The sequence below is a fragment of the Pseudomonas sp. A1230 genome, from assembly GCF_044218825.1.
GTDB classification, from domain to species: Bacteria; Pseudomonadota; Gammaproteobacteria; order Pseudomonadales; family Pseudomonadaceae; genus Aquipseudomonas; species Aquipseudomonas iridis.
The window spans coordinates 2,201,274-2,215,286 of record NZ_CP162582.1; the positions used below are offsets into that span (position 1 = coordinate 2,201,274).

Below are 14,013 nucleotides of genomic sequence, written 5' to 3' on the forward strand. Positions count from 1 at the left end.
ATGTGTTTGCAGTTTTGGTGAACCCACTAAAAAACATTTAGCTATTGATACAACTCAACTGTTACACCACGCTCTTCTACGGCCCGCATAGAAGATCATGTCCGGGTAATTTTCTGTCAATTTTCGCGACCCCAATTTTTGAAACTCCAACGAGTCGTCGGCCTCGCAATATTCGATACCGAACAACAGCAGATGAATTTTTAGCCATTGGCTTTATATGAACATCGTATGGCGCGACAATTACCTTAAAGCCTTGCCTGATATCTTCATCACTCAAGGCTGGATTTACAATCTTCTTTCGCGCGCGCACATATTCCACACCACTTCCATTTAAACTGGAATAGCCTCTCCACTGCAATTCAAGGCGATCTCCAGGATTGAACCCCGTCAAGGGTGGGACAGTGACAAAAATGCCATCCCAGATCGGTGGTTGGGTAAAGCAATTTAAATATCCATTTAAATTCAGGTAAAGAAAGCCTGGCGGTGTCAGGGTCATCGGAACAGGGGCGTGATCAATTGTAAGAGTGCGCGGTTCTGATTTGCTACGATGGTCGGCGGTATCCAGTAATTCATACCAAAGTTTGCCTTGCCCGTTGACTTGTAAATGGCTGGCATTGATAGGAATAACAAACTGGGGTTTTATATCCGCGGCTTTGTAAATATTCTCGATCTTGATGAGCGGTTGCCCAGGCTGGTCAAAATATACAGTCAATAAATCCCGATCATCGGGGCCTGTCGCATGACTCGGCCAGAGGGGAACAACGACTTCAATGCCTGCCAGCAACAAATCAAGAGGGATGTAACCATCTGGATCTAAATCTGGATCTTCCACTCCATTCACGCTCGGTGGCTTGAAGTCCAGAGGCCCTTGGTTCGACATAAAGTCTTCCTCTTTTATATCTTGGAATTGAGCAATATCCGCAGTTGGATTAAACGATCTGCCGAGCGAGTTGACTACTGTCAGATCTGACAGGTGAAACGACCGCCTATCGGAAAAGCCTCGAAACTTTTAAGAAAATCGCTTGACGGCATTACGTAATATCGGATTCCCTGAAACCGGTTTCAGCGCTATTCCAACAATAAACAGGTTCGCTAATGAACGACTTCTCCGCCGCCCAGCGCAGCCGCGTCACCATGCTTGATGTCGCCGAGCGCGCAGGCGTATCCAAGGCCAGCGTCTCGCGTTTCATTGGCGACGACCGCGCCCTGCTTTCCGATGCAATCGCTTTGCGCATCGAACAGGCTATCGATGAACTCGGCTATCGCCCAAACCAGATGGCCCGTGGCCTCAAGCGCGGGCGCACACGCCTGATCGGCATGCTGGTGGCAGATATCGGCAACCCTTATTCAATTGCCGTGATGCACGGGGTGGAAACTGCCTGCCGTGCGCACGGCTACAGCCTGGTGGTGTGCAACACCGACCGCGATGACGAGCAGGAGCGCCAGCATCTGGCGCTATTGCGCTCGTACAACATCGAAGGGCTGATCGTGAACACCCTCGGCCATCACCGTAACGAGTTGCACGAGTTGCGCCGCGAGATGCCGCTGGTGCTGGTGGATCGCAAGGTCGACGGTCTCGACAGCGACATGATCGGGCTGAACAACCCGCAGGCAGTGGAAATGGCCCTGGCCCACCTGGAACAACGTGGTTATAGCGACGTGTTGTTGGTGACTGAACCCTATGACGGCACCAGTTCGCGGATCGAACGAGTCAGCAGTTTTCAGACGCAGCTAAAGCAGCGCTCTGCATTGAATGGGGCGGTGGTGGAAACCGGCGACGATCTCGCGACGCATCTTCAAACCTTTTTACACAAACCTGATCTCGGCCCGAAAGCGCTGTTTTGTGCCAATGGCGTGGCGGCGCTGGCCGCCACTCATGCGTTGCGCAAGATCGGTTCGCGGCTGTTCGAGGATATCGGCTTGATTGCCCTGGATGATCTGGATTGGTATCCGCTGGTGGGCAGCGGAATTACTGCGCTTGCGCAGCCAACGGAAGCGATTGGTGCGCGAGCATTCGAGTGTTTGCTCAAGCGTTTGCGTGGGGATGATGAGGCGGCGCGGGTGGTGGATTTTGCGCCGGTGTTGGTCGTACGAGGTTCCACCCTGGGGGTTTTGCAGTGATTGATCGGGCCTCATCGCTGGCAAGCCAGCTCCCACTATGTCCGTGTCGCTCACTAAACCTGTGGGTCCTGGCTTGCCAGCGATGAGGCGCTCGAAAGCAACACAGCACTGACTGATATTTTTTTGAACAAAAATGAAACCGGTTTCAGAGGTCAACAACAATGAATAAACCTGCCGTTTCCATCAGCCTGTCCAGCTACGGCGCCGAGCTAGTGCGCCAACGCGGGCAGGACTTTTTTATCGACGTGCTGGCCGCTGCCGGGGCCGATCGTATCGAGTGGCGCGAAGAGTTGCTGACTCGCGAGAACCCCGCACAGTTGAGCGCAGCCGCTCAGGCACTGGGCCTGCAAAGCATCTATTCCTCGCCGACCGAGTTGTGGCTGGCCGGCCAGGCGCGCCCCAATCCTGAACTGATCACGGCCCTGCAACACGCCGAGGCGTTCGGTTCGAAATGGCTGAAAGTCTCCCTCGGCTACTTCACCGACAATTGTGATCTGACGGTTTTGCAGCAACTGCTCGGCAACAGCCGGGTGCACCTGCTGGTGGAAAACGACCAGACGCTGCACGGCGGGCGGATCGAGGCGTTCCAACGCTTCTTTAATGCTGTTGAGCAGCACAACTTGCCGATCAAGATGACCTTCGATATCGGCAATTGGCAGTGGCAGGACCAATCCGCTGCCAACGCCGCTCGCCTGCTCGGTCGGCACGTCGGCTATGTGCATTGCAAAGCCTTGGCCCGGCGCGCCGACGGCAAGTTGGTAGCAGTGCCGCCCGCCGTCAGCGACCTGCATCTGTGGGAGCAACTGCTGCGGCACATGGACCAAGGCGTTATGCGCGCCGCCGAATATCCGTTGCAGGGCGATGACCTGGTGGAGTTGACCACCGAACACGTCGCCACCCTCGCCCGCCTCGGCCAATCCCGCCTGGAGCCAGCTCATGTCTGAGATCGATATTCTGTCGTTCGGCGAAACCATGGCGATGCTGGTGGCCGAGCAAAGCGGGGACCTGGCAAAGGTCGAGCACTTCCACAAGCGCATTGCCGGCGCCGACAGCAACGTGGCGATTGGCCTCTCGCGGCTGGGTTTCAACGTCGCGTGGCTGAGTCGGGTGGGCAATGATTCGCTCGGCCGTTTTGTCGTCGACACCTTGGCGCGCGAGGGTCTGGATTGCAGCCAGGTTGAAGTCTGCAAAACGCATCCAACCGGGTTTCAGTTCAAGTCCCGTTGCGACGATGGCAGCGACCCGCAAGTCGAGTACTTCCGTCGTGGCTCGGCGGCCAGTCATCTGTCGCCGCAATCGATCACGCCCGAACTGCTGAACGCTCGGCATCTGCACGCCACCGGTATTCCTCCCGCGCTGTCCGGTACGGCGCGGGAAATGTCATTCGAGCTGATGACGCGCATGCGCAATGCCGGGCGCAGCGTGTCTTTCGACCCCAACCTGCGCCCGAGTCTTTGGGCCAGCGAGCGCGAGATGATCGGCGAGATCAACCGCCTCGCCGCCCTTGCCCATTGGGTGCTGCCGGGTTTGAGCGAAGGGCGTTTGCTCACCGGGTTTGAAGACCCGGCAGATATCGCTGCGTTTTATCTCGATCAGGGCGCCGAAGCGGTGGCGATCAAGCTCGGGCCGCAGGGTGCCTATTACCGCACGCAACTGGATCAGGGCTTTGTTGCCGGGGTGCCGGTGACCCATGTCGTCGATACGGTTGGCGCGGGTGACGGGTTTGCGGTGGGCATGATCAGCGCCCTGCTGGAGCACCAGAGTTTTGCCGAGGCCGTGCGGCGCGCGAACTGGATTGGCAGTCGGGCGGTACAGAGTCGCGGGGATATGGAGGGGTTGCCGACCCGGGCTGAACTCACTGTTGAATTCATGGACCCCATCGCTGGCAAGCCAGCTCCCACAGGGTCCTGTGGTGTTGCCACTGTTTTTGAAACACCACAAACCATTGTGGGAGCTGGCTTGCCAGCGATGAGGACCTGACAGTCAACCGATTAACCAAACCTGCTGCGACAAAAACAACAAGCTCAGGAGTAACACCCATGAAAACTGCAACCCTCGCCGCCCGCCGCTGGTGGTACATCATGCCCATCGTGTTCATCACTTACAGCCTGGCGTATCTCGACCGCGCCAACTACGGTTTCGCTGCGGCGTCCGGCATGGCCGAAGACTTGATGATCACACCGGGCCTGTCCTCATTGCTCGGTGCACTGTTTTTCCTGGGCTACTTTTTCTTCCAGGTACCCGGCGCGATCTACGCGCAAAAACACAGCGTTAAGAAACTGATTTTCGTCAGTCTGATCCTTTGGGGCGGGCTCGCGACGTTGACCGGCGTGGTCAGCAACGCCTATTGGCTGATCGTCATCCGCTTCATGCTCGGCGTGGTCGAAGCGGCGGTGATGCCGGCGATGCTGGTTTATCTGTGCCACTGGTTCACCCGCGCCGAACGCTCGCGGGCCAACACCTTTCTGATCCTCGGCAACCCGGTGACCATGCTGTGGATGTCGGTGGTGTCGGGTTATCTGGTGCAGCATTTCAGCTGGCGCTGGATGTTCATCATTGAAGGTCTGCCGGCGGTGCTCTGGGCGTTTATCTGGTGGAAACTGGCCGATGATCGTCCGGCCCAGGCCAAGTGGCTCAGCGACCAGGAAAAACACGATCTGGAAAGCGCCTTGGCCGCCGAACAGGTCGGCATCAAAGCGGTGAAGAACTACGCCGAGGCGTTCCGTTCACCGAAGGTGATCATTCTGGCCTTGCAGTTTTTCTGCTGGAGCATCGGCGTCTACGGCTTTGTGCTGTGGCTGCCGTCGATCCTCAAGGCTGGCGCGCAAATGGACATGATCGAGGCCGGCTGGCTGTCGTCGCTGCCGTATCTGGCGGCCGTGATCGGCATGCTGGTGGTGTCGTGGGGCTCGGACAAACTGCAAAAACGCAAACGCTTCGTCTGGCCGCCGCTGTTGATTGCTTCCATTGCGTTCTACGGTTCCTACGCGCTCGGTGCGGAACATTTCTGGTGGTCGTACACGCTGCTGGTGATCGCTGGCGCCTGCATGTACGCGCCTTACGGGCCGTTCTTCGCGATCGTGCCCGAGATTCTTCCGGCCAACGTCGCCGGTGGCGCGATGGCGCTGATCAACAGCATGGGCGCGCTCGGTTCGTTCGGCGGGTCGTACCTGGTGGGTTACCTGAACAGCTCGACCGGTTCGCCCGGTTCTTCGTATCTGCTGATGAGCGGTGCATTGCTGCTGTCGGTGGTGCTGACGATTTTCCTCAAGCCCGGCGCCAGTGATCGCGTCGTGGCCAAAGCCGTCGCCACGCCTGCCGTGCCGGCTCACTCCTGAAGAGATCTTTGCCATGAAAAAACAGGTCGTCCTGTACAAGAAACTTTCACCCGCGCTCATGGCGCGACTGCAAGATCAGTTTGATGTGACGCTGATCGAAAGCCTCGATGCCGACGGCCTCATGCAACTGCGTGATGCCCTGCCCCGCGCCCATGGCTTGCTGGGCGCCAGCCTGAAACTCGACGCCACATTGCTCGATCTGGCGCCACAGCTGGAGGCCATTGCCAGTGTGTCGGTGGGCGTCGACAACTACGACATCGATTACCTGACCCGCCGCAAGATTCTGCTGACCAACACCCCGGACGTGCTGACCGAAACCACCGCTGACACCGGTTTCGCCCTGATCCTTGCCGCCGCCCGACGCGTGGTCGAGCTGGCGAACATGGTGCGCAGCGGTCAGTGGCAGCGCAACCTCGGCCCGGCGCATTTTGGCACCGATGTGCATGGCAAGACCCTGGGGATCATCGGCATGGGCCGCATTGGCGAGGCGCTGGCGCAGCGTGGTCATTTCGGTTTTGGCATGCCGGTGATTTATCACAGCCAGTCGCGTAAACCGGCTGTCGAGGCGCGTTTTGATGCGCAGTACCGCAGCCTGGAAGACTTGCTCAAGCAGGCCGATTTCATCTGCCTGACCTTGCCGCTGACGGCGCAGACCGAGGGGTTGATCGGCGCCGGGCAATTTGCGTTGATGCGTCCGGAAAGCATCTTCATCAACATCTCGCGAGGCAAGGTTGTTGACGAAGCAGCGATGGTTGATGCACTGCGCCATCAACGGATTCGTGCGGCAGGTCTGGACGTGTTCGAGCGTGAACCGTTGAATCAGGATTCGCCGTTGATGCAACTGGATAACGTGGTGGCAACCCCGCATATGGGCTCGGCGACGCACGAGACACGCGAGGCAATGGCGCGGTGTGCGGTGGAGAATTTGTTGGCGGCTTTGGGTGGTGAAAAGCCTTTGAATCTGGTGAATCCAGTGGCTTGGCAGGGCTGAGATTTTCAGTGCCTGAATGGACCCCATCGCTGGCAAGCCAGCTCCCACAGGTTATGCAGTGTTCATCACATTTGTGAACGACACTAACCACTGTGGGAGCTGGCAATCCAGATCCCACAGGTTATTCGGTGTTCATCACATTTGTGAACGACACTAACCACTGTGGGAGCTGGCAATCCAGATCCCACAGGTTATTCGGTGTTCATCACATTTGTGAGCGACACTAACCGCTGTGGGAGCTGGCTTGCCAGCGATGAGGCCAGTACATCTGATGCAAAACGTTCAGGCACTGCGCGCCTGTAACAGCTGCGCCGCACACAGCGAAATCCGCGAACAGGCATCCGCCAGCCGCACCCGATCCACCACCAGCCCGATGCGAATATGCCCCGCGGCACTGGGCCCGAATGCCTCACCGGCCAGCACCGAGACGCCATACCCTTCCAGCAACCGCTCGGCAAATGCCTGCGCGCCGAGTCCGGTCTGGCGCACATCGACCATCACGAACATGCCGCCATCAGGGCGGACCGGATGCAGCCCCGGGCAACCGTGCAAGCGCTCGCAGACCAGGTCGCGGCGCAGGCGATATTCCTCACGCATCTGCGTCACTTCCGGCAGGTCGGTCTCCAGCGCGACTTGCGCGGCTTTCTGCACGAAATCCGGCAGACCAAAAAGCATGCTCAACGACAGATTGACCAGATGCCCAGCCAACGATTTCGGCCCGATCGACCAGCCGACGCGCCAACCGGTCATGGCATGGGATTTCGACAGACTGTTGATTGTCGCCGTGCGTTCGGCCATGCCCGGCAGACTCGCCGGACTGATGTGCTGGCCTTCGTAGAGAAGTTCGCTATAGACCTCGTCGCTGATCAGCCACAAGTCATGACGCACGCACAGCGCGGCCAATTCCTGCCAGATCAGTAACGACAGGCTCGCACCGGATGGGTTGTTGGGACTGTTGAGCAGCATGGCGCGGGTTTTCGCCGTGATGCGCGCCGCGACATCGGCGGGATCGACGCGGAAGCCGTTCTCCGGGCGAACCGGCACCGGCACGACCGTCGCGCCGCACGCACCGAAAACAGCTTCATAGGTGACGTACATCGGTTCGGCAATGATCACCTCGTCACCCGGATCAAGCAGGCATTGCGCCACCGAATACACGGCGCATTGCGCCCCGGGCATGACGATCACATGGTCGGCATCGACCACTTGGCCACTGCTTCGCCGATGACGTTCGGCAATCAGCTTGCGCAGCGCCAGGCGGCCACGCACATCGGAATAATGCGTGTCGCCCGCCAGCAGACTGTCGATCGCGCCGTGGATGATCGGCAGCGGCGTATCGAAATCCGGATCCCCCACACTCAGCAGCAGAATGTCGACACCTTCGGCGCGCAACTCCAGCGCTCGGTCGTGAATCTGCCAGGCCGCTGCGCCCTCGCCGGCGATTCGTTGGGTCAAGGCTGAATAGCGCATGCACGTCTCCTGATTGCGCAGTGTCCAGCCTTCACCCTATCTCAAATCACAAAACGCGCCACCATGGCGTTCAAATCCACTGCCAGGCGCGACAGTTCGTGAGTCGCGGCGCTGGTCTGGTTGGCGCCGGCGGCCGATTGCGTGGCCAGGTCGCGGATGTTGACCAGATTGCGGTCAACTTCGCGCGACACCTGCGCCTGTTCTTCCGAAGCGCTGGCGATGACCAGGTTGCGTTCGTTGATCTGGTGGATCGACTGGGTGATCTGCTCCAGCGCAACGCCGGCGGCGCGAGCCATTTCCAGAGTGGACTGGGTGCGCTGGTTGCTTTGTTGCATCGACGAAACCGCTTCGCCGGTGCCGTTCTGGATGCCGGCTACCATTTTTTCGATCTCTTGCGTCGACTGCGCGGTGCGATGAGCCAGCGCGCGCACTTCGTCCGCCACTACCGCAAAACCGCGTCCGGCTTCACCGGCACGCGCTGCTTCGATGGCGGCGTTGAGCGCCAGCAGGTTGGTCTGTTCGGCGATGGCGCGGATCACGTCGAGCACCTTGCCAATGTCGCGACCCTGTGCGGCGAGGCCTTCGATCATGTGCGAGGTGTTTTGCACGTCGTGGGTCATGGTCTGGATCGCGTCGACAGTTTTCACCACTTGATCGCGACCTTCGCGGGCGGCGTGAGTCGACTGGTTCGACGCTTCGGAGGTCGACACGGCATTGCGCGCGACTTCCTCGACAGCGGCGGTCATCTCGTTGACGGCGGTGGCCGCTTGTTCGATTTCATTGTTCTGCTGTTGCAGGCCACGTGAGGCTTCTTCGGTCACGGCGCTGAGTTCTTCGGCAGCGGCACCCAGTTGCGTCGCGGACCCGGCGATCTGTTCGATGGTTTTGCGCAGGTTGGTTTGCATCGCTGCGAGGGCTTCGAGCAGCCGAGCCGGTTCGTCCTTGCCATCGACTTCGATGCGTTTGCTCAAGTTGCCGCCAGCAATGGTTCGCGCGGCTTCGACGGCGCGGTTCAGTGGGGTGACAATGCTGCGGGTCAGCAGCCAGGCCAGCAGCACGGTCGCCAGCGCAGCAACGACGGAGACAATGATGATGCCGGTGATGGCGCTGTCGTAATACTTACCCGCCTGGATCGAAGCGGCTTTGGCGCCGGCAGCATTCATTGCGATCAGCTTGTTGAGCTGCTCGCCCATCTGGTCGGTGCCGTCCTTGATGCGCGTGTTGATCAAGGTGCGCATTTCGTCGAGTTTGTCCTGACGCGACAGCTCCATCATCTGGCTCTGCGCTTGCAGGTAGTTGTCCAGCGTCGTGACGAATGTCTGGTAAAGCGCGCGTTCTTCTGTGCCTGCGGGCAGCGCGGCATAGCTGGCTTGAGCATTGCGCACCTTGTCCACCAACACATTGATGCGAGTCTGCGCCTCCTGCAAACCGGTGGGCTCGCGATTGACCAGCACGCGGAACGACAGAATCCGCAGGCGCAGCACGTTTTCCGTCACCACGCTGAGTTGCGTCACGCTGGGCAACTGCGTTGAGTCCATGTCGATTGACGCCTGGCGAATGATCGACATGCGATTGACGGCGAACACGCCGAGCACAATCACCAGCAAGGCGATGAAGGCAAAACCGAGGAAGGCACGGGGCGCGATATTGAGGTTACGCAAAGACATAGTTGGACTCTCGGAGGATAGAAACTACGAGCATCCATGCCGTGATCACCTGCCCGCGGGACGGGCTTCAGTGCGGCGTCACTGTTTTGGGATTTGTTGTGCGCGCCTGTTGGCTGTATCGGCCAGGCTTGAGGAAGGATGTGGGTAGAGATGAAATATTTTTCAGGGTGTAACGGCAGTGAAACACCCGACCGCCCATGTCGACGGCGCATTATGTAGGAGCTGCCGAAGGCTGCGATCTTTTGCTCTTGGTTTCTAACCTCAAGATCAAAAGATCGCAGCCTTCGGCAGCTCTTGCAGTGCGAATGTCTCAGGGTTTTGCGGCCAGTTGCCACACACGGGCGATGTCGGTAGCCCGTTCGCGCAGCAGTCGTGGTGCTTCGGCGCAGGCCTGTTCGAGCGTCATCGGACCACTGGTCACGGCGAAAGCGGCATCGATGCCGTGTCCATAAAGTTCTTGATAACCGTCACCCAGGGTTCCGGCGATTACGATCACCGGCACTGCATAGTGCCTGGCAATCCGCGCCACGCCGAACGGGGTTTTGCCGCGAAGCGTCTGTGCATCGAAACGCCCCTCGCCGGTAATCACCAGGTCCGCGCCCTTGACGGCTTCAGCCAGCCCGACCAGTTCGGCCACCACCTCCACACCGGCCTGAAACTGCGCGCCAAGGAACGCTTTGGCGGCAAAACCCAAGCCCCCCGCCGCGCCACTGCCCGGTTCATCGCGCACGTCCTTGCCCAGCACCTCGGCGCACAATTGCGCGAAATGACCGAGGGCCTGATCCAGTTGTTGCACCTGCGCTGGCGATGCCCCTTTCTGCGGGCCGAAGATCGCCGAGGCACCGTGCGGGCCGCACAGTGGATTGTTGACGTCCGCTGCGATATCAAACCGCACCTGCGCCAGACGAGGATCAAGTTCAGTCAAATCTACACGCGCCAATTGCGCCAACGCCAATCCGCCCGGCACCAGCATTTGGCCTTGGGCGTCGAGCAACTTCACACCCAACGCCTGCATCGCCCCTGCCCCGCCATCGTTGGTGGCGCTGCCGCCAATCGCCAGGATCACCCGTTGCGCACCGGCATCGAGTGCGGCGCGAATCAGTTCGCCGGTGCCGAACGTGCTGCTGATACATGCATCACGCTTGCCCGGCGGCACCAATTGCAAACCGCTGGCCTCGGCCATTTCAATGATTGCCGTGTGGTTGTGCGGCAACCAGCCCCACGCGGCATCAACCGCCGTGCCCAACGGGCCGCGCACAGTAGTGCGGCGCAACTCGCCTTCGCACGCCGCCAGAATCGACTCGACCGTGCCTTCGCCACCGTCAGCCATCGGGCATTTGACCAGCGTGGCGTACGGCCAGACTTGCGCCAGGCCCAGCGCAATGGCCTCGGCAACGCCTTGGGCACTCAGGCTGTCCTTGAACGAATCGGGGGCGATGACGATCTTCATGTGAATTCTCCAGTTCCAATGCCCCTCATGCTGCCAGTCGGCATGCGCATTGACGCCTGTCTGCTGCACAAGTGGCGCAGGCGTTTATTGTTCATTTCTACAAAAGGTCTTGGTGTTAATGCTGGATGTTCCGGCGCCATCGCTGGCAAGCCAGCTCCCACAGGGGCTTCGGTGACTACAGATATTGTGAACACCCCTAAAACCTGTGGGAGCTGGCTTGCCAGCGATGGCGTCAGTGAGAGCAGCAATCAACCCGGTTCAATCTGCGGCAACAACTGCACACCCAGATACAACGCCAGCATCCCCTCCAGCCTTAGCGGATCCACCCCGCTGATCTCGGCAATCCGCTCCATCCGATAGCGCAAGCTGTTGCGATGAATACCCAGCGCATCGGCACAGGCCTGACTCTGGCCATCGTGATCACACCAACTGCGCAGCGTCGCCAGCAATTGGCCGTTGCCGTCCTTGGCGATCACCTTGCGCAGTGGTTTGAGCAGTTCATCCAGCGCATCGTCGTTGCGATGGCGCCAGAGCATGACCGGTAGGCGATAGCGATTGAGGGTCAACAAGCGCGAATGGGGCAACACCTCGCGGCCGTAGGCCAGCAGATCGCCGACCCGGCGATAACAACGGCGCAACCCGACCAGCCCGTCCGCCTGCCCGCCCACCGCAATGCGCAGGATTTTCCAGCCCAGGCCGTCGAGTTTTTCCAGCAAACGATCGTGCTCGATGTTTTGACTGGCCGGCCGACACCACAGCAGCGACGACTTGGCCGAGCTCACGCACCAACTGTCCGGGTATCGCGAGGTCAGCCAGGCACTCAGCGCTTCGACCGTTTGCCCCGGCCCGTGCTCAAGACCCAACTCGAAAAGATACGGCACGCGCGTCAATTGCGGCTTGAGCCCGAGTTGCTGCGCCTCGTCGACCAGACGCGGTGAATCCCCCGCTTCGCTCAGCAGCAATGCCAGCAGATCATCGCAGCGCTGGCGCCGCCATTGCTGTTCGGCCTGCTGATTGCGTTGGCCCACCAGCATTTCGGCGGTCATGCGCACCAGTTCGGCGTAAGTGCGCAGATGCTCTGGTTCGCCGGTAATGCCCAGCACGCCAATCAAGCGCTGATCGAGCCACAGCGGCAGATTGATCCCCGGCTGCACACCCTTCAGATGCAGGGCTGTCGGCGCGTCTATCTCCACCACGCGACCGTTGGCCAACACCAGTTGCGCACCTTCGTGGCGGGTGTTGATGCGCTCCGGCTCGCCGCTGCCGAGGATCAAGCCCTGGCTGTCCATGACGTTGACGTTGTACGGCAAAATGGCCATGGCCCGGTCGACGATGTCCTGCGCGAGGTCGTGATCGAGTTCGAACATAACGGCTGCAATCCTTCTAAACAGGCGCGGACGGTTGGTCACCCGCACAGGGTCTGGTGGCAAACCCTGTGCTCAGGCACAAAGACAATCCAGCCAAAGGTGGCCGAGACTCTCAGGGCGATCAACGTTACCCTTTGCATCGCAAAAAATCATAATAAAGAGAGAGCCGCTATGTCGCAGAGCGCCGCAGCTACCCAGACCATCGACGACGATAAAAACGCCGTTTACAAACGCATTACCCTGCGCTTGATCCCCTTCATTTTTATCTGCTACCTGTTCAACTACCTCGACCGGGTTAACGTTGGATTTGCCAAACTGCAGATGCTCGACGCGTTGAAATTCAGCGAAACCGTGTACGGCCTCGGTGCCGGCATCTTCTTTATCGGCTACGTGCTGTGCGGCGTACCGAGCAATCTGGCCTTGACCAAATTCGGTCCGCGACGCTGGATTGCGGTGATGATGATCACGTGGGGCACGCTGTCGACCTGCCTGTTGTTCGTCACCACACCAACCGAGTTCTATACCCTGCGCCTGTTTACCGGTGCGGCCGAGGCCGGGTTCTTCCCGGGCGTTGTGCTGTATCTCTCGCAGTGGTTCCCGACCTTCCGCCGTGGCCGGATCATGGCGCTATTCATGTCGGCGATCCCGGTGTCCGGTCTGCTCGGCAGCCCGTTTTCGGGCTGGATTCTCAATCACTTCGCGGCGGGCCAGGGCGGTTTGGCCGGCTGGCAGTGGATGTTTTTGCTGCAAGGCATTCCGACCGTGGTGCTGGGCTTGCTGGCTTACTTCCTGCTGAGCGACAGTTTTGCCAAGGCCAAATGGCTGACCGCACATGAGCGTGCGGTACTGGAAGCGGATCAAGCCGAAGACCTGGCGAACAAACCGAAAACCACCACCGATTCGCTGTTGGCGGTGTTCAGGAATCCGGCGATCTGGGCGTTCGGCCTGATCTATTTCTGCATCCAGAGCGGCGTGTACGCGATCAACTTCTGGCTGCCGTCGATCATCAAGAACCTCGGTTTCAGCGATAACCTGGTGATCGGCTGGTTGAGTGCGATTCCGTATCTGCTGGCGGCCGTGTTCATGCTGGTGGTCGGGCGTTCTGCGGACCTGCGCAAAGAACGCCGCTGGCATCTGGTGGTGCCTATGTTGATGGGTGCGATCGGTCTGGTGATTGCGGTGAATTTCGCCGGCAATCCGGCCATCGCTATCCTGGGTCTGACCATCGCGACCATGGGGGCGTTGACGGGCCTGCCGATGTTCTGGCCGGTGCCAACTGCCATGTTGAGTGCTGGCGCTGCTGCCGGAGGGTTGGCGTTGATCAACTCGATGGGACAGATGGCCGGATTCCTCAGCCCGTACCTGGTGGGTTGGGTCAAGGACAGCACCGGCTCGACGGATGCGGCGTTGTATCTACTGGCAGGTGTGATTGTTGCCGGAAGTGTGTTGGCGTTGCGCATGACGCGGACATTGCGCGCCTGATTCAAGCCGTATCAAAAGATCGCAGTCTGCGGCAGCGCCAACACGGGATAGATGTACACCGTGCAGGCGCTGTCGCTGCTGCGATTTTTTGCTTTGTCTCACGCAGCGCATCTGATATTTGATTAGA

11 protein-coding genes are annotated in these 14,013 nt (G+C 59.4%); 6 read left to right on the forward strand and 5 right to left on the reverse strand.

Annotated features, from left to right (window positions below):
• Nucleotides 1-76: 76 nt before the first annotated feature.
• Entirely contained in the window at nucleotides 77-880 is an 804-nt protein-coding gene (locus AB4P97_RS10405) for a hypothetical protein (RefSeq protein ID WP_080963926.1), read from the reverse strand.
• 215 nt (nucleotides 881-1,095) lie between these two features.
• On the opposite strand from AB4P97_RS10405, the gene AB4P97_RS10410 reads away from it, so the two are divergent.
• The 5 genes from AB4P97_RS10410 to AB4P97_RS10430 all read left to right on the forward strand — a co-directional run bounded on the left by AB4P97_RS10410 (nucleotide 1,096) and on the right by AB4P97_RS10430 (nucleotide 6,450).
• Entirely contained in the window at nucleotides 1,096-2,121 is a 1,026-nt protein-coding gene (locus AB4P97_RS10410; RefSeq protein WP_395602605.1) for a LacI family DNA-binding transcriptional regulator, read from the forward strand.
• Between the two features lie 161 nt (nucleotides 2,122-2,282).
• The gene (locus AB4P97_RS10415; RefSeq protein WP_395602606.1) at nucleotides 2,283-3,065 is read left to right on the forward strand and encodes an AP endonuclease; all 783 of its coding nucleotides are present in this window, start codon (nucleotides 2,283-2,285) and stop codon (nucleotides 3,063-3,065) included.
• Nucleotides 3,058-4,101, forward strand: coding sequence for a sugar kinase (locus tag AB4P97_RS10420; RefSeq protein WP_395602607.1), 1,044 nt, complete (start codon nucleotides 3,058-3,060; stop codon nucleotides 4,099-4,101). Before AB4P97_RS10415 ends, AB4P97_RS10420 begins: the two co-directional genes overlap by 8 nt.
• 59 nt (nucleotides 4,102-4,160) lie before the next feature.
• Nucleotides 4,161-5,459 (forward strand): MFS transporter, encoded by a 1,299-nt coding sequence (locus AB4P97_RS10425; RefSeq protein WP_042559329.1) that lies wholly within the window; start codon nucleotides 4,161-4,163, stop codon nucleotides 5,457-5,459.
• Between the two features lie 13 nt (nucleotides 5,460-5,472).
• Nucleotides 5,473-6,450: a 2-hydroxyacid dehydrogenase gene (locus AB4P97_RS10430; RefSeq protein WP_395602608.1), complete on the forward strand. Its 978-nt coding sequence runs from the start codon at nucleotides 5,473-5,475 to the stop codon at nucleotides 6,448-6,450.
• 282 nt (nucleotides 6,451-6,732) lie between these two features.
• Here the strand turns inward: AB4P97_RS10430 and AB4P97_RS10435 are convergent, their stop codons facing one another.
• The 4 genes from AB4P97_RS10435 to AB4P97_RS10450 form a co-directional block, all read right to left on the reverse strand.
• Complete coding sequence (locus AB4P97_RS10435) at nucleotides 6,733-7,920, reverse strand: pyridoxal phosphate-dependent aminotransferase (RefSeq protein WP_042559331.1); 1,188 nt, start codon at nucleotides 7,918-7,920, stop codon at nucleotides 6,733-6,735.
• 41 nt (nucleotides 7,921-7,961) lie between these two features.
• The gene (locus AB4P97_RS10440) at nucleotides 7,962-9,587 is read right to left on the reverse strand and encodes a methyl-accepting chemotaxis protein (protein WP_273877784.1); all 1,626 of its coding nucleotides are present in this window, start codon (nucleotides 9,585-9,587) and stop codon (nucleotides 7,962-7,964) included.
• A 310-nt stretch (nucleotides 9,588-9,897) separates the two neighbouring features.
• The gene (locus AB4P97_RS10445) at nucleotides 9,898-11,037 is read right to left on the reverse strand and encodes a glycerate kinase (protein ID WP_395602609.1); all 1,140 of its coding nucleotides are present in this window, start codon (nucleotides 11,035-11,037) and stop codon (nucleotides 9,898-9,900) included.
• 248 nt (nucleotides 11,038-11,285) lie between these two features.
• On the reverse strand, nucleotides 11,286-12,404 hold the full coding sequence (locus AB4P97_RS10450) for a sugar diacid recognition domain-containing protein (RefSeq protein WP_042559334.1): 1,119 nt from the start codon (nucleotides 12,402-12,404) through the stop codon (nucleotides 11,286-11,288).
• Nucleotides 12,405-12,575: 171 nt separating this feature from the next.
• On the opposite strand from AB4P97_RS10450, the gene AB4P97_RS10455 reads away from it, so the two are divergent.
• On the forward strand, nucleotides 12,576-13,886 hold the full coding sequence (locus AB4P97_RS10455) for an MFS transporter (RefSeq protein ID WP_042559335.1): 1,311 nt from the start codon (nucleotides 12,576-12,578) through the stop codon (nucleotides 13,884-13,886).
• The last annotated feature ends 127 nt before the right edge of the window (nucleotides 13,887-14,013 follow it).

Excerpts from the sequence above, each read along its gene's own strand:
- AB4P97_RS10405 (WP_080963926.1), bottom strand. The coding sequence starts at position 880 with ATGTCGAACCAAGGGCCTCTGGACTTCAAGCCACCGAGCGTGAATGGA.
- AB4P97_RS10410 (WP_395602605.1), top strand. The coding sequence starts at position 1,096 with ATGAACGACTTCTCCGCCGCCCAGCGCAGCCGCGTCACCATGCTTGAT.
- AB4P97_RS10415 (WP_395602606.1), top strand. The coding sequence starts at position 2,283 with ATGAATAAACCTGCCGTTTCCATCAGCCTGTCCAGCTACGGCGCCGAG.
- AB4P97_RS10420 (WP_395602607.1), top strand. The coding sequence starts at position 3,058 with ATGTCTGAGATCGATATTCTGTCGTTCGGCGAAACCATGGCGATGCTG.
- AB4P97_RS10425 (WP_042559329.1), top strand. The coding sequence starts at position 4,161 with ATGAAAACTGCAACCCTCGCCGCCCGCCGCTGGTGGTACATCATGCCC.
- AB4P97_RS10430 (WP_395602608.1), top strand. The coding sequence starts at position 5,473 with ATGAAAAAACAGGTCGTCCTGTACAAGAAACTTTCACCCGCGCTCATG.
- AB4P97_RS10435 (WP_042559331.1), bottom strand. The coding sequence starts at position 7,920 with ATGCGCTATTCAGCCTTGACCCAACGAATCGCCGGCGAGGGCGCAGCG.
- AB4P97_RS10440 (WP_273877784.1), bottom strand. The coding sequence starts at position 9,587 with ATGTCTTTGCGTAACCTCAATATCGCGCCCCGTGCCTTCCTCGGTTTT.
- AB4P97_RS10445 (WP_395602609.1), bottom strand. The coding sequence starts at position 11,037 with ATGAAGATCGTCATCGCCCCCGATTCGTTCAAGGACAGCCTGAGTGCC.
- AB4P97_RS10450 (WP_042559334.1), bottom strand. The coding sequence starts at position 12,404 with ATGTTCGAACTCGATCACGACCTCGCGCAGGACATCGTCGACCGGGCC.
- AB4P97_RS10455 (WP_042559335.1), top strand. The coding sequence starts at position 12,576 with ATGTCGCAGAGCGCCGCAGCTACCCAGACCATCGACGACGATAAAAAC.